Source organism: Brucella oryzae (genome assembly GCF_041929965.1).
Taxonomy (GTDB): Bacteria; Pseudomonadota; Alphaproteobacteria; order Rhizobiales; family Rhizobiaceae; genus Brucella; species Brucella oryzae.
Window position 1 is genome coordinate 1 of record NZ_JBHEEO010000036.1, and the last position, 13,516, is coordinate 13,516.

The following is a 13,516-nucleotide window of genomic DNA, read 5'->3' on the forward strand; positions in this document are numbered from 1 at the left end:
GAGAAGCGCATCGGCCGGAACGCCGAGCTGAGCTCCGATGAAGGAAAGGACTTCATGCGGAATCATTTCGCCCGGAGCCAGCGCGCGCCCTGGATAGCGTAGTGCACAAAGCTGCAGGGCGAAACCCAGCCTGTTTTCTGGTCTGCGGCGTTCCTGAATGTTTGCCAGATCGTCGTCGCCCAATGTGTAATGCTTCAGCAGTGATAACTCGTCCGTCGGCAGGTCGAGCAACGCCGAGCGCTGTCGCTCGGCGAGAATATGTCGTCTTGGCATGCGCGCGTTGTCCCTGTTGAAGTACAGTCTGTTTTGGACAACAATCGCCCCATGCAAATCAAGGCTTTGCGAGCCACAAAACCACGAGGGTTCAATTGGGACAGCGCGTGGCCATCTATTGCCGGGTTTCGACGGCTGATCAGTCCTGCGAACGACAGGAGCGAGATCTGACCGCCTTCGCCGGACGTGCCGGATATAAAATTGCCGGCATATATAAAGAGACGGGCTCGGGCGTGAAGCTGGACCGGGCCGAGCGCAAGAAGATCATGGCGCTCGCTCAGGCCAGACATATCGACGCCATCCTGGTCACAGAACTCTCCCGCTGGGGACGCTCGACGATCGATCTCCTCAACACGTTGCGCGAGCTGGAAAGCTGGAAGGTCTCAGTCATCGCCATGAACGGCATGACCTTCGATCTGTCATCTCCTCATGGCCGTATGCTGGCGACTTTCCTCTCCGGTATCGCTGAATTCGAACGCGATCTTATCAGCGAACGGGTCAAATCGGGCTTGGCCGTTGCCAAAGCGCGCGGCAAGAAACTCGGTCGACAGCGGGGGCAGCGCCCGAAGTCGGACCGTCTGGCTCCGCGAGTTCTGGCGCTCGTTGCTGAAGGCCGCAGCTATCGGCTCATTGGTCGCGAACTTGGGCTCAGCAAGAACACCGTCTCCGATATCGTGCAACGTAACCGCAACGCTATCGTCGCTCGCGAGCCAAATCGTTGAGCCCGATAAAGGTCCCGATGACATCGAGCGAGAACCGGAACGCCGGTTGATCGCCGGGCAACGCCGGCTCCATGACCAGAGATACGCCTACATCGTCTCCCGTTCGCCAAAAGCGAACTGATTGTTTCGGTGTTACCGGCTCCTTAGCTGGCGTACTCTGAGCCAGACATTGAGAAAACTGGCGGCGATCAAACCAGAGATGCCGACGTAGGCCAGGACAAGGCTTGGCATGAGACCGAGAAACACGACCGCTATCGCCAGCGTACTGAGCCCCCCGATGATGAGAGCCCACGGTTGATGATGGCTGCGTGTTCCAAGATATAGCCCGAGTAGGGTGACGGCCAGAAACGCTGCTAACAATGGGAACAGGATCGCATCTCTTTTGATGAAGCCAAGCCCGACGGCCGATACAATCGAAAGGAGTACCGGGGAACCGAGGCAGCAGAGCGCCGCGAAGACCGATCCGGCGGCCCCGAATTTGTCCAGGTGCCGTTTCCAAAAGGTACTTTGCTCGATGGTGTTCGCGGCCATAGCTGCAGTCTCCTACACACCTGCAACTTCGCACCCGCCGGGTGGATATTTTCGACGGCGCCGTTCACCCTTTGAGGCAGCAGCGTGCCGATGTGGAGCAGCGAAGAGAGGTGATACCGCTCTCCGCCCGCCGCCGCCAATCAGCCGGCGGCTATTGCGCCACATGCGACGGATAGCCGGCGTTGGTCGTCGCAGCAATGAGGGTCGGTACGCCGGTGACTGCGTCATCGAAAGAGACCGTGGCGACAGCACCCGACATTGCGTCGGCTTCCTTTACCTGGACCGCTGTGACACCCGAGACACGAGAGAGGGCCGTTTTGACGATGGGGGCGCAGAGCGCGCAGGTGGCGTTGTCAACGTTCAGTATAACAGTCTTCTCGCCGGCCACGGCGGCGAGCGGGGAAAGCAGAGCGAGGAGAACGGCAACTGCGACAGGGCGGATCATGGGATCATTCTCCTTTGGCTTAGAGGAACAGGGGCGCAAGTCTCGGGAACCCTAGTCCGACGATGACGAGGACGGTGGCAACCCAGAGGCCGGCTTTGGCGATCCGTCCCGACTTGGGCTGGGCGCAATAGGAGCCCTCAGCGCAGGCGACCTTTGGCTCGCGATAGACGAGATAGAACCCGTAGCCGAGGATACCGAACGTCATGGCGGCAAAAATCGGTTGATACGGTTCGAGGGCGGTGAGGTTGCTGATCCAGGCTCCGCCGATGCCCACGGTGAACAGGGCAAACGGGATGACGCAGCAACTCGAGACGGCGATCGCCCCGAGAATGCCGCCGGCGGCGAGCAGTTGCTGGCGTCCGCCCCGCTGGTGTTCCGATGTCACGTGGATGGCGGCGGTCGCCGACGTTCGGGATCCTTTGAGACCTGATGATGCCTCCATGATTGCTCACTTTCTGCATCGTTGAACAGCGATTTGCGAAGTAGCCTACGCCTTGTAGTCACTACAGACTCAAGGGGGATTTCAACGATTTGCGATCACGCTTCTGTGAGGGCGTTGGAAAGTGGAACCCGTTGAGCAGTCGCTGTCGTCTGAAGACCGTAGCTGGGGTTTTCAAGCATCATGAACCGTGGCGCTACCAATCTCTGTTTCCGCAGTGCCTACGTGGCCAAGCGATCAAGATTTTGTCTTGACCCTGTACCGAGTACAGGGTGTAACGAATCTCTTTGGCAGCGATCGCGTCATCGGGATACCCGACGCGGTCGTGCTTGTGATTAATGGACCGCGCCGCAGCGATGCTATGGATCTGCGATCAGAACGGAGAGCGCCTTGGACGACAAACCGACCGCCGGCATCGTGACCGCGATCATCATCGCGCCTTTAGTCGCGCTTTGCTGCCTTGGACCGGTAGTCATCGGCTCGGCGGTGGGCGGCGTTTTGGGCTGGTTCAGCGGGCAAGGTCTCGTGATAGGGGGTGTGCTGACACTCCTGGCTGGAGCCGCCGGCTATGCCCTCATGCGCTGGCGCCGGGCTTCATCTCGTCGGGAAGATGCCTCCCCGACATGCACATGTGACGAGCCCAAAGCACGGCCCGGCAGCCGCCAACCACCAACCATCCTTTGAGCCGGCACACTCCAATCGCGAAATACCCCGTACACTCGGAGATACGCCCTTGCCCATGACCACGCCGGCCGCGGACCTCGCGGAAACGATCGAAGAAAACTCCATTCTGACGCCGCAATTCAACGCGGATGGGCTCATTCCTGCAGTCGCCACGGATGCGGCGAACGGTGTGGTGCTAATGCTGGCGTGGATGAATGCGGAGGCGCTGGAAAAGACGATCGAGACCGGTCAGGCCTGGTACTGGAGCCGGTCCCGCAAGTGTCTTTGGCATAAGGGCGCGACGAGTGGGCAAGTCCAGCAGGTCGAGGAACTGCGCATCGATTGTGATCAGGACGCGGTGTGGCTCAAGGTGCGCGCTGGCGGAGACGGCGGATGTTGCCATACCGGCCGGGCGAGTTGCTTCTATCGCCGGATCGTTACGGCGCCGGGTCGCCCGACGCTCCGCCGGGTGCCGGATGCCCCGCCGAGATAGGTCCTCAGGGTAATATCGATGTTTTCGAGCGCGACCAGGCGCTCCAGTATCACGGTCAGAAGACCGACCAGCCGCCGAAAACCCTCCAAAGCCACCTCCGGAAAGCCGTTCCGCCGGCGTGTCGCGATGGAGAGAGTATTGATCGTGCCATCACCGAAGCGCAGCGGAACGATAAGATAGTCGGTAAAGCCGTCAGCCCTAAGTTCGCCGTAGAGGTCGCACCGAAACGCTCGGACGTCCTGCAGGCGAGGAACGCGGAGCTCCGTGCGCGTCGTGTGCACATGATGATCCGGGGAAGCGAGATAGCCCGGTCGGTTCTTCAGACCATGCGGCCAATCGATGACACGAACTCTGTCGTCGTCGGCAAGCCAGAGATAGGTCCGGGCACGGAAGGCCGGATGCAGCGGCTGCGCGCTCACAAAGATGCGATCGACGCGAAGCGTTGCCGCGGACAGCAACCGTCCGATATCGCGGATCACCGCACGCGCGTCGGTCGACGCAGCGGCGCTGTCGGAGAGACCGAGTGCGAGGCGGCCGAGATGCATGCCCGGATCGCCGTAGGGTGCCTCGGAATCACAGACCCGGCGCTTGGTCATGGGCGTAATCCTGCTGAACGGGCAGGACTAAGACGCTCGACCGTCGGGAATCGCTGACTGGGGGACATTCCTTTGCTCATGCTGTCCTCGATGGTAAGGCCGTTGGCCGTTCGAAACGATCGTGTGTCTGCCGGTGGGGCGCCTCCCAAACTCTGCTCCCCGTCGCGTCGAGCGTTTTCAGAGACGCCCGCAATCGAAATGCCAGCCTTGCCGCATCAGCTACACCATCGAACTGATGTCCGACGCATAGCTGGGATAGGCGAAGATGATGCCCTTGATCCTGTTCGCGGTCAGCCCTGCGCCCATAGCCATGGCAAAGAGATTGATTTGTTCCTCCGCTCCGGGGCCGATCAGATGTGCACCAAGAATATGGCCGGTCCCGTTCTCGACCAGAACCTTGTAGGCACTGTAGCGCGCCCCGACCCGCAGCGACGAGTACCAGCCGGCGGTCTTTTCGAAATGCGTGTCAAAGGCCAGCCCCTTGTCGCGTGCTGCGGCTTCGGACAGGCCGACCGAGGAAAGCTGCGGCAGCGTGAAGACAACGCTTGGGATCGGCGGATAACTGACCGCGCGCTCATCCTTTCCTGCGAGCAGGTTCTTGCCTGCAATCCGGCCTTCGTTGGCCGAAACCGGGGTCAGATTAGGCCCACTGTCGGCACAGTCGCCGGCTGCAAAAATGGCGGAATTTGTGGTCCGCATGTAGGGGCTGACCTTGATGCCTTTGCGGCCGTATTCCACGCCCGCGGCCTCCAGGTTGAGATGCTCGATGTTGGGCACGCGCCCGGTGGCATGAACCACCAGATCACAATTGATCGTCTGCTTTCCTTCCGGCGTCTTATAGGTAACGGTGAAATCCGACCCGTCTTTCTCGATCTTCAGAACCTTGGCCTCGGTCCGCAGGTCAATCCCCAGATCGGCGGTCGCCTCGGAAAGGATACCGACCAGGTCGGGGTCGAAATTGCCCAGCGGTCGCTCCATCATCTCCAGAACCGTGACTTCCCGCGCCCCTGCGCGTTTGGAGATATGGGCAAATTCCATCGCAATGAATCCGCCGCCGACGAACACGACCCGGTCCGGCCGTTCGGGCAGCTCGAGAAAGTCGGTGCTAGTCGCCAGCAACTCCTCGCCGGGGATATTCAGCGTCATTGGCCGAGCGCCGGTGGCGATATGAAAGTTCCGGGACGACAAGATCTCGCCATTCACCTCGATCTTGTCTCGCCCGGTGAAGCGTGCCTCGCCATGCAACACGGTGATACCGGCTTTCTCCAGCCCGCCCTCGATGCGACCAGGCATCGCGTCGGTGAACGTGCGCTTGAAGGCGATCATGTCCGCCCAGTCGACGGATGTCTGTGCTTCCAGCCCCTTGCCGCTCAAGTTGCGGGCCCAGTCAATGCCCTCAGTCACGGCGATCAGCATCTTTTTGGGATCGCAGCCTCGCAATGCACAGGTGCCGCCGAAAGGAAGGGCGTCGATGCTGGCGACCTTCCAGCCAGCGTCAGCGGCCATCCGGGCGACACCATTTCCACCCGTCCCACCTCCGATCACGATCAGATCGAAGCTTTTGTTATCGCTCATGCAATTCTCCTCTCCTAAAAGACTACTTTTCCCCCTGACAAAAAACCTAACCCCCACAGCAAGGTTTGCAACGCCCTGCCTGCAATAATACCCTTCTCAACATGACATCCGGCGACGCTTTTGAGCAGAACTACTTGCGCCGACCGTATATCGGTTGACCGACGGGGCCTTTGCCGTCGGTCTTGCCATTTGCCCGCGCGCGGTGCCGCCACAAGTAGATTCCGACAATGGCCAAGACGGCCGCTGCCAGCCAGAAGTAGCCGCCGCCGACCAGCCAACTGGCAAGGCCGGCAAAGCTGATCGCGCCTGTTGCTGCCAGTACAATCGCGCCGCAGCAGACGATCTTAGCCGCGAGCAATCCCGCAAGGCCGTATCCGTTCGAAGGTTCCATCGAAGCCTCCTATCCGGCGCAGCATGACAGCTTCGCCACGTCCTTGCCGAAGCCCTGCGCCGCCAGTTTCAACCCTTCGACCGTGGTGAGATAAGGGAAGATTGTCTCGCCGAGCGCCTTCGCCGTCATGCCGTGCTTGATGGCCAACACCACCGTCTGGATGCTGTCGGCGCCCTCGGGCGCGAGGATCTGTCCACCAAGCAATCGGTCGCTTTTGGCGTCGGCAACCAGTTTGATGAGCCCGCGCGTGTCGCGCGCGGCCAGCGCCCTCGGCACCTGGTCAAGAGATACGATCGAAGTCTTGGTCTCGAAGCCGGCGTCGCGAGCCGCCTGTTCGGTCAGGCCGACGCCCGCGACCTGCGGATCGGTGAACGTCACCCACGGCATGGCCGCATTGTCATAGACAAGGCTGTCACCGTTCAGTGCGTTTTGGGCAGCGAGCTTGGCGCCATAGGCTGCCATATAGACGAACTGGTCGCGACCGGTGACATCACCTGCCGCATAGACGCCAGGCTTTGAGGTGCGCATCCGCTCATCAACCAAGACGCCGCCATTACCGCATAGCTTAACTCCCGCCTCGGCAAGGCCAAGACCGCCGGTGTTCGGGGACCGCCCAGTGGTCAAAAGCACCTGCTCGGCCGCGATCACTTCGTCCGCTCCGTCGATGGCGACCGTCAGTTCGACACCGCGGTCCGTGCGCGCGATCCGGCGATAGGAGAGGCCGGTTAGGACGGTAATGCCCTCGTCGCGAAGATAACCGGTCAATGCTGCGGAGATTTCCGGCTCGGCTTCCGGCAACAGGCGGCGGCGGGTTACAAGTGTCACTTCCGCCCCGGCACGGGCGAACATCTGCGCCAGTTCACAGCCGATATAGCCACCGCCGATCACCAGCAGCGAACGCGGCAGCTCGGAAAGCTCGAGCGCGGTCGTGCTGGTGAGGTAAGGCACATCCCCAATGCCGGGAATGTCCGGCAGGGCCGGCGCTGATCCGGTAGCAATGATGATTTTGCCAGCCATGATCGGATCGCCGTTCACAATCAGAGCGCCCTGACCATTCAGGCGCGCTTTCCCTTCCAGATAGGCGACGCCGTTGTATTGTGGCAGAAGGTCGACATATTTCTTCTGCCTGAGCGTGGTCACCAGGTCGTCCTTGGCGGCGACCAAACGGCCCCAGTCAGCGACGTTGGCTTCCCCGGCAAGACCGGGAAAGCGATGCGCGGCGCGTGCACCATGCAGCGCCTCGGCAGCGCGGATCATCGTCTTCGACGGTACGCAGCCGACATTGACACAGGTGCCGCCGATCGTGCCGTGGCCGATCAGGGCGACATTCGCCCCCTGCTCAGAGGCCGTGATTGCGGCCGAGAACCCGGCCGAACCGGCACCGATCACCGCAAGATCGTAGCGGCCATTGCCTTTTTGGGGCGCACAGCAGTCAGACATGAAAATCTCCTAATGTTTCCTGGTATCGATGTGTGAACGATGTCGCCACAGCAGGTAACCGGCTGCGGCAATGATGAGGATGAGAATTGGCACCAGACCGTAGACCGCTGTTGTCAGCGCTCCCACGCCGATCAAACCTGCCGCCACCAGCAGGATCGGCACCAGACAGCACAGCGCCGCGATCAAGACGCCAACCACTCCGACGCCAAGCATGGACCGGTCAGGCACGGACTCAACTCCCGATCGCCTTGGCAGGATAGCCAACATTGGTGGAAGCAGCGGCAATGGCCGCGACCGTCGCGGTCGACGGGTCATAGGCAACCGTCGCCGTCTTGGCCTCGAAATCCACCTTGACCGACTTCACGCCCGCAACGCCTTCCATGGCCTTGCGCACGGTGACCGGACAAAGGGCACAATACATGTTCTCGATTGCGAAGGTCTGCGTCAGCTCCTTGACGGTAACCGTTTCCGACGCGGATTGTGCGGACGCGGGAAGGGCAAGTGGCAGCATAATAGTACCGCTCAAGCCAAGCGCAGCCGCGGCGACCAGATGTTTCGACAGGTATTTCACGTGGTTATCTCCTCGTTTCAATAGAACAGCGGCGCCCACCAGCCGATGGTGCTGGCGAGCACGATGAGGATCGTTGCGATCCAAAGCGCGGTCTTGGTGATGATGGCGGAGCGCGGACGGGCGCAGTAGGAACCCGGCTCGCACGCGGCTTTGGGCTTGAAATAGACCTGCCAGAAGCCAAACCCGAGCGGCACGAGTGTCGCCGCCGCGATATAGGGCTTATAGGGTTCGAGCATCGTCAGGTTGCCGATCCATGCGCCCGATACACCGAGTGTCACCAGGAGCAGCGGGACGATGCAACAGGCCGATGCCAGAAAAGCGCCGATAACGCTTATCGCCGCGAGCCCGCCCTCGCGCCGATCCGGTTCGGCGGCCGCCTTCGAAGAATTCAATGTCTTGCTACCAATTTCGTTCATCGCAAACCATCCTCGATTTCTGACTGAAAACAGGATAGGCTCTGTAGCCAGTACAGACTCAAGAGGTATTTTCACCATGAATTCTCTTCTTTCCGCCAAGGGACTGCAGCGCCACCAATTGGCCCGTGCGACCGGCTGCCATCTGGAGACCATCCGCTATTACGAGAAGATCGGCCTGCTACCCGACCCGCCGCGCAGCGCCAGCGGTTATCGCATCTATGACGAAACCGACGTCCGCCGCCTGCGCTTCATCCTCAGGGCGCGCGAACTCGGCTTTGGCATCGACGAGGTCCGCGGCCTGCTTCATCTTGTCGATTGCAGAAGCCAGACCTGCGCGGAGGTGCAGCGCCGGACCGAACCGCATCTAGCCGAGGTTCGCGCCAAGATTGCCGACCTCCAGCGCATTGAAGCGGTGCTCGTGACAATGATCTCGCAATGCTCTGGCGAAGACGTGCCGGAATGCCCGATCCTTAACGCGCTCGCCGCTTGACGGGCGCTTAGGGTGTCATTTCGCCCCATACCGGAACCGACCCCCATCTGGCATTGTCGAGGTCGAGCGCATTGGCGACAACCCAAAAATCATCATGGTTCGCCTCAAGAATAAGGCTACCACCCGTCCCGCGAAATAGAGGAAGCGACACATGGCGCGCAAGACGATCGAACAGCGGCTGGCCGAACTGGACGCGCAGCGCGCCAGCCTCAAAGCGAGGCTCGGCAAACAGGAGCGCGCGAACGACACGCGCCGCAAGGTGCTGCTCGGCGCGCTCGTTCTGCATCGACTCGAAAACTCCAACGATCCCGATTTCACCAAGCGGCTCGGTGACTGGTTGCGCCGCGAGCTGCCCGACTTCCTGACGCGCGACGGCGACAAGGAACTGTTTGCCGATCTGCTCGGCAAAGCCCCGCACGCGCCAAGCGCAGGGAGCAACGAGGGGGCCGCTTCATGAGTCAGGTCCGGACCATGAGCCGGGCGCTCGATGCCGAACAGACCGGAATCACCTACGGCGAGCAACACACGGCCCGGCCGCTGCTGACCCCGGATGAGGTTCGCAACATGCCACAGAACATCGAATTGCTGTTCCTGGCCGGACAACGGCCGATCGTCGCCGGCAAGCTGGCCTATTACGCCGATTCCGAGTTCCGGGGGCTGTATGACGCTCCCTGAACGCCTCGCCCATCTGCCCGACAGGAAGCGCCGCGAGCTGGAACGGGTCGCCGCGATCCTGTTCGATGAATTTGACGATGCCCTGAAAACCAAGCTCTCCATGAAGGGCAAGCGCGGCCGCATCCTCAAGCTGATCCTGTTCGGCTCCTATGCGCGCGGCGATTGGGTCGAGGATCGCAAGAGCGACTATCGCTCCGACTATGACGTGCTCGTCGTCGTCAACTACGACAGCTTTGCGGAGCAACATGAAGCCTGGGAAAAGGCCGCTGAACGGTTCTAGGCTGAGCTGACCGTGACAAAGCACCTGGCAACGCCGGTTAACTTCATCGTGCACGCCATCATGGACGTGAACGACCAGCTTAGGCGCGGCCGGCCCTTCTTCGTGGACATAGCCCGCGACGGAATCGTGCTCTATGAGGCTCCCGGCCACCCCCTCGCCTCCCCCGTGAACCTCGCGCCGGAGGAAGCCCGCGCCGAAGCGAGACGGCATTACGAGCATTGGTTTCCGAATGCCAGCGTCTTCCTCGACCTGGCTAAGCGTGCCCTACAAGACGGACACGGCAGGCAGGCCGCGTTCCTTCTGCACCAGGCGAGCGAAGGATTCTATCATTGTGTCCTGCTCGTCCTGGCGCTCTACAGCCCCAAATCGCACAAGCTGACTTTCCTGCGCTCCCATGCGGAGCGGCTTGCGCCGCAGCTCATCGCCCTGTGGCCGCGCGATACCCGTTTCGCCAAGCGCTGCTTTACCCGCCTCGATCGCGCCTATGTCGGCGCGCGCTATTCCCCGGCCTATGAAATCACCGGCGAGGAATTGACCTGGCTGGTCGACCGTGTGACGGCGCTGCAAGAGGCCGTCGCCCCGATCTGCGCCGGCCGGCTCGACGGTCCCGGTGCTGACGCACCGGGGCTTTGTTACTGGCGGCCCTCCGGCTCACTACGGCACTAGATGGGAGTGCGTTCGCCTCCGGGCCGGCGCGGCTATCGCCGCGTCCTGCGCCCTGCCCCGGCCGGCCAGCTCTTATCATATTGGCCCGTAGGGTTAGTGCAGCGCCTCGATGCCCCGCCGCCGGATCACGTTCAACAAGGCCAGAGCCGGCCCTTTGGCCTGCGCCTCGCCGCGCTCAAGCTGCGACACATAGCCGGGCGTCACATTGAGATAGCGGCCGAACGCGGCTTGGCTGAGGTGCGCCCGCTCGCGCACGGCCCGCACCTCCGCGCCGGTCATTGGCGTTTCAGTCGGCAAGATTTTCTCTCCAAGGTGCCGCGCCGTGATCTTCTCATAGGTCGCCTCGTCCATGATCCCAAGGCGGCGCTGTGCGTCCGCCATTTCCGCGATCTCGCGGACAAGGCGGCTAGGCTTCGTCGTCGTCATGCTCGATCTCCTTCAAATCTCCGTCCTCAATGGCTTGCCCGACCAGCTCGGCCGACGCTGCAAGCCAGTTCGCCCCGATCGTGCGCAGGGCCGCCAACTCGTCATCGTCAATGTTATCGCGGTCGCTCTTGGCGAACGCATACAGAAACACCGCGCGCCCGGCCGCCCGATAGGCGACGATCATCCGATACCCGCCGGAGCGCCCCTGACCAGGCCGCGCCACGCGCTGCTTGATGAGGCCGCCGCCAAGATCGGCGTCGATAGTGCCACGCTCGGCCCGCTCGATAGCCTCGCTCAAGCTGGCGTCGGCAATGCGTTGCCGGCGGGCGAACCGCATAACGCCTCTGGTCAAGAAAATCCGCACGGAACCTCCGCTATAGCACCATAAACTATAGTGCATATTGTTATAGTTTCAAGCGCCTACTAGCTCGGCGGTAGCCCCCGGCCGGCCCGCTCGGCCGGGGGCGGATGGTTACATGCTTACCTGTACGCATGTTTGCCCGCTATTCCCCATCCTCTCGAACGACCGGAAAATTGTATTTCGCGAAAAGCAGGTTCAGCGCCTCGGCCACAAGCCGCTCCTGCGTAACCCGCTTGCCTTTGTCGTCGCGCGTTCGGAAGCTGAGTTCTTCCAGCGTCTCCCAATAGGCCGGCGGCAGGTGATGCGTTTTGGCGCTCTTGTTCGCCCGCGACGGCGGAACGTAGGTTCCGGCCGACTGCTGGCCGCGAGCCGACCGCTTCAGCTCGGTCGGCGTGTCGAAAGGGGCGGGAGCTGCTGGCTCGGCCGCCGGCGACTCCGCCGTCTTGATCGCGGTCGCCAGAAGGGAAGGCTTGCGGCTCATGCTTTCATCCTTTCATGCTTACCTGTAATCATGCTTGCCTGCTCTGAAAGGAAGCTAAACAGGCCGGCGACTTCTTGGGCGGCACGTCCTTGCGGTTCCAGCTCTTGCGGCGTCTGCCCCAGGGCCGGCGCATCCTCGTAGGCTTTCAGGCGCGACAGATGGATGGGCGCGACCGGCACGTTGAAACGCTCTGTGATCGCGGCGGCGTCGTCGGCCGCCCTACCCCCGGCGTTCGGATGCACGAGATTTAGCACCACAAAGGCCGGGGGGTTGCCGGCCATGTCGAGCAGCCGCTTTAGAGGCTCCAAGGTGTCGATCGCAAATATCTGCGCTTGGGTCGGGATCAACACCATGTCGGCGTGCTTGGCCGCCTCGGTCGAGGCGCTGTCCATCTTGCCGGGCGTATCAATGAACACCCAATCCATGCCAAGGCCGCGATAGGCGTCCAAGGAGCGCGGGATAGCGCCGGGCTGGATCGAGGCAACGTCAGGGCCATCGCCTTCTCGCCGGTCAAACCAGTTGACGGCGTTCGTCTGAGGGTCGAGGTCGAGCAAGGCGGATTTCTTCCCGGCCTGATGCGCCGCGACCGCAAGCGCCGTCGCGATCGTTGTCTTGCCGGTCCCGCCCTTTTGCGTGCAGAACGCTACTGTAATCATGGTTTCATCCTTTCATGCAAGGAAACCTACATGCTTTCTCGCAAGCATGTAAGCATGTTTATGTTTATGGGCGGTTAATCGTCGTCGCCGTCCTCGGCCGCCATAGGCTCGTCGCACTCCCCGCAAACCAAGCGCGCGCCCGGCTTCGCCCAGGCGTGAAGCTCGCAGTTCGGGCATGTGTAGCGGGTTTTGCTGGCCGACTTCGCCTTGCGCTTCTTCCGGGCGTCGGCGTCGTCCCAAAGCTCGACATAGAGGGCTGAAAAGTCAGGTTGAGCGGCCAGCTCCGCAAAAGCACGGGCGTAGGGGCCGGCCTCGATGATGTAATGGCTGCATGACTGGCCTATTTCCTTCCCGCCAGGTCGGCCGGTGTCGGAAGGGTGCAGGCCGATCGCGTGCATCTTCGCCGCCCATTCCTTGTTGTGGTAGCCGTTCCGCGAGGGCTTCCCGAAATGGTGCTCCCAAAGGTGCGCCATCTCATGGGCGAGGGTGGAAAGGCTCTGCTCGTCCGTCCGGCTCTTGAAGTGCGACGGGTTCAACGCGATTTCGTCGGTGATCTCCGCGCCGTCCTTCGATCCGAACCGGCCGCCAGCGAAATAGCCATAGGCTTTGTTCTTCCGCTGCAAGGTCACGAGGCAGGGCGGCAGCTCGCCGCCAAAAAGCCGGTCATTGAAGAAATCGAACGCCCGATTCAGCGCAGCATAGGTCTTCGCGGTCGGATTGGCGGGGGACATGGCGGCCTCTTTTGTATCGTACGAAACAACAATCGCACAATTTGCGCTTACATGCAAGCATGTTTACATGATCTCATATTGAGCGCAGCCCTTGCCCCTTGCTCCCTCTCGAAAGCCCATAGGACGGTGACCGCAGGCGCAAGCATTGCGGATTTTGCTCTGAGGGTGCCGCTTGCCGGCCCGCCTATGCGCGGG

General features: G+C 61.6%; 22 protein-coding genes and 1 pseudogene. 7 read left to right on the forward strand and 16 right to left on the reverse strand.

The genetic code is table 11. From position 1 onward, the window contains the following. The coding region (locus tag JNC70_RS21670; protein ID WP_374788965.1) for a DUF4158 domain-containing protein at positions 1 to 273 on the reverse strand (273 nt) is incomplete at its 3' end. A gap of 107 nt (positions 274 to 380) precedes the next feature. Here JNC70_RS21670 and JNC70_RS21675 point away from each other — a divergent pair. Next, on the forward strand, positions 381 to 995 hold the full coding sequence (locus tag JNC70_RS21675; protein ID WP_245292647.1) for a recombinase family protein: 615 nt from the start codon (positions 381 to 383) through the stop codon (positions 993 to 995). A gap of 132 nt (positions 996 to 1,127) precedes the next feature. Here the strand turns inward: JNC70_RS21675 and JNC70_RS21680 are convergent, their stop codons facing one another. The 3 genes from JNC70_RS21680 to JNC70_RS21690 all read right to left on the reverse strand — a co-directional run bounded on the left by JNC70_RS21680 (position 1,128) and on the right by JNC70_RS21690 (position 2,413). Next, positions 1,128 to 1,526 (reverse strand): MerC domain-containing protein, encoded by a 399-nt coding sequence (locus JNC70_RS21680; protein WP_052642519.1) that lies wholly within the window; start codon positions 1,524 to 1,526, stop codon positions 1,128 to 1,130. A gap of 151 nt (positions 1,527 to 1,677) precedes the next feature. Beyond that, complete coding sequence (locus JNC70_RS21685; protein ID WP_052642517.1) at positions 1,678 to 1,971, reverse strand: cation transporter; 294 nt, start codon at positions 1,969 to 1,971, stop codon at positions 1,678 to 1,680. A 19-nt stretch (positions 1,972 to 1,990) separates the two neighbouring features. Then, positions 1,991 to 2,413 carry a mercuric transporter MerT family protein gene (locus JNC70_RS21690; protein ID WP_052642515.1) on the reverse strand — a complete coding sequence of 141 codons (423 nt, stop codon included), beginning with the start codon at positions 2,411 to 2,413 and terminating at the stop codon, positions 1,991 to 1,993. Between the two features lie 736 nt (positions 2,414 to 3,149). On the opposite strand from JNC70_RS21690, the gene hisI reads away from it, so the two are divergent. After that, positions 3,150 to 3,566: a phosphoribosyl-AMP cyclohydrolase gene (gene hisI, locus JNC70_RS21695; RefSeq protein WP_077472851.1), complete on the forward strand. Its 417-nt coding sequence runs from the start codon at positions 3,150 to 3,152 to the stop codon at positions 3,564 to 3,566. Here the strand turns inward: hisI and JNC70_RS21700 are convergent. From JNC70_RS21700 to JNC70_RS21730, 7 genes are all read right to left on the reverse strand, one after another. Beyond that, on the reverse strand, positions 3,497 to 4,162 hold the full coding sequence (locus JNC70_RS21700) for a hypothetical protein (protein WP_052642511.1): 666 nt from the start codon (positions 4,160 to 4,162) through the stop codon (positions 3,497 to 3,499). The two genes, hisI and JNC70_RS21700, sit on opposite strands and share 70 nt — an antisense overlap. Before the next feature lie 219 nt (positions 4,163 to 4,381). Next, positions 4,382 to 5,737 carry a dihydrolipoyl dehydrogenase family protein gene (locus JNC70_RS21705; protein ID WP_052642509.1) on the reverse strand — a complete coding sequence of 452 codons (1,356 nt, stop codon included), beginning with the start codon at positions 5,735 to 5,737 and terminating at the stop codon, positions 4,382 to 4,384. 130 nt (positions 5,738 to 5,867) lie between these two features. Next, positions 5,868 to 6,128 (reverse strand): hypothetical protein, encoded by a 261-nt coding sequence (locus tag JNC70_RS21710; protein ID WP_052642507.1) that lies wholly within the window; start codon positions 6,126 to 6,128, stop codon positions 5,868 to 5,870. Between the two features lie 9 nt (positions 6,129 to 6,137). Beyond that, complete coding sequence (gene merA / locus JNC70_RS21715) at positions 6,138 to 7,568, reverse strand: mercury(II) reductase (RefSeq protein WP_052642505.1); 1,431 nt, start codon at positions 7,566 to 7,568, stop codon at positions 6,138 to 6,140. Positions 7,569 to 7,577: 9 nt separating this feature from the next. Beyond that, positions 7,578 to 7,796, reverse strand: a complete 219-nt coding sequence (locus tag JNC70_RS21720; protein ID WP_125302879.1) for a hypothetical protein — start codon at positions 7,794 to 7,796, stop codon at positions 7,578 to 7,580. A 4-nt stretch (positions 7,797 to 7,800) separates the two neighbouring features. Next, entirely contained in the window at positions 7,801 to 8,139 is a 339-nt protein-coding gene (locus JNC70_RS21725) for a heavy-metal-associated domain-containing protein (RefSeq protein ID WP_225246255.1), read from the reverse strand. Between the two features lie 17 nt (positions 8,140 to 8,156). Continuing rightward, entirely contained in the window at positions 8,157 to 8,555 is a 399-nt protein-coding gene (locus JNC70_RS21730; RefSeq protein WP_052642501.1) for a mercuric transporter MerT family protein, read from the reverse strand. A 76-nt stretch (positions 8,556 to 8,631) separates the two neighbouring features. Between JNC70_RS21730 and JNC70_RS21735 the strand changes: the two genes are divergently transcribed. The 5 genes and pseudogenes from JNC70_RS21735 (at position 8,632) to JNC70_RS21755 (ending at position 10,666) form a co-directional block, all read left to right on the forward strand. Then, on the forward strand, positions 8,632 to 9,045 hold the full coding sequence (locus JNC70_RS21735) for a MerR family transcriptional regulator (protein WP_052642499.1): 414 nt from the start codon (positions 8,632 to 8,634) through the stop codon (positions 9,043 to 9,045). Between the two features lie 151 nt (positions 9,046 to 9,196). Next, positions 9,197 to 9,502 carry a mobilization protein gene (locus JNC70_RS21740; RefSeq protein WP_097143376.1) on the forward strand — a complete coding sequence of 102 codons (306 nt, stop codon included), beginning with the start codon at positions 9,197 to 9,199 and terminating at the stop codon, positions 9,500 to 9,502. Between the two features lie 8 nt (positions 9,503 to 9,510). Continuing rightward, positions 9,511 to 9,720: pseudogene (locus tag JNC70_RS21745) on the forward strand (type IV secretory system conjugative DNA transfer family protein); the annotation flags it as partial. After that, complete coding sequence (locus tag JNC70_RS21750; RefSeq protein WP_374788966.1) at positions 9,707 to 10,000, forward strand: nucleotidyltransferase domain-containing protein; 294 nt, start codon at positions 9,707 to 9,709, stop codon at positions 9,998 to 10,000. The pseudogene JNC70_RS21745 and the gene JNC70_RS21750, both read left to right, overlap by 14 nt. A gap of 12 nt (positions 10,001 to 10,012) precedes the next feature. After that, positions 10,013 to 10,666 carry a HEPN domain-containing protein gene (locus tag JNC70_RS21755; RefSeq protein ID WP_374788967.1) on the forward strand — a complete coding sequence of 218 codons (654 nt, stop codon included), beginning with the start codon at positions 10,013 to 10,015 and terminating at the stop codon, positions 10,664 to 10,666. Between the two features lie 93 nt (positions 10,667 to 10,759). Here the strand turns inward: JNC70_RS21755 and JNC70_RS21760 are convergent, their stop codons facing one another. The 5 genes from JNC70_RS21760 to JNC70_RS21780 form a co-directional block, all read right to left on the reverse strand. After that, positions 10,760 to 11,092 (reverse strand): helix-turn-helix domain-containing protein, encoded by a 333-nt coding sequence (locus tag JNC70_RS21760; RefSeq protein WP_057352993.1) that lies wholly within the window; start codon positions 11,090 to 11,092, stop codon positions 10,760 to 10,762. Further along, on the reverse strand, positions 11,073 to 11,456 hold the full coding sequence (locus JNC70_RS21765) for a type II toxin-antitoxin system RelE/ParE family toxin (RefSeq protein ID WP_057352992.1): 384 nt from the start codon (positions 11,454 to 11,456) through the stop codon (positions 11,073 to 11,075). The genes JNC70_RS21760 and JNC70_RS21765 overlap by 20 nt, the downstream gene beginning before the upstream one ends. Before the next feature lie 139 nt (positions 11,457 to 11,595). Next, positions 11,596 to 11,934, reverse strand: a complete 339-nt coding sequence (locus JNC70_RS21770) for a chromosome partitioning protein ParB (protein ID WP_374788968.1) — start codon at positions 11,932 to 11,934, stop codon at positions 11,596 to 11,598. Further along, complete coding sequence (locus JNC70_RS21775; RefSeq protein WP_097143375.1) at positions 11,931 to 12,590, reverse strand: nucleotide-binding protein; 660 nt, start codon at positions 12,588 to 12,590, stop codon at positions 11,931 to 11,933. The genes JNC70_RS21770 and JNC70_RS21775 overlap by 4 nt, the downstream gene beginning before the upstream one ends. Before the next feature lie 74 nt (positions 12,591 to 12,664). Then, positions 12,665 to 13,321 carry a SprT-like domain-containing protein gene (locus JNC70_RS21780; RefSeq protein ID WP_374788969.1) on the reverse strand — a complete coding sequence of 219 codons (657 nt, stop codon included), beginning with the start codon at positions 13,319 to 13,321 and terminating at the stop codon, positions 12,665 to 12,667. Positions 13,322 to 13,516 lie beyond the last annotated feature (195 nt).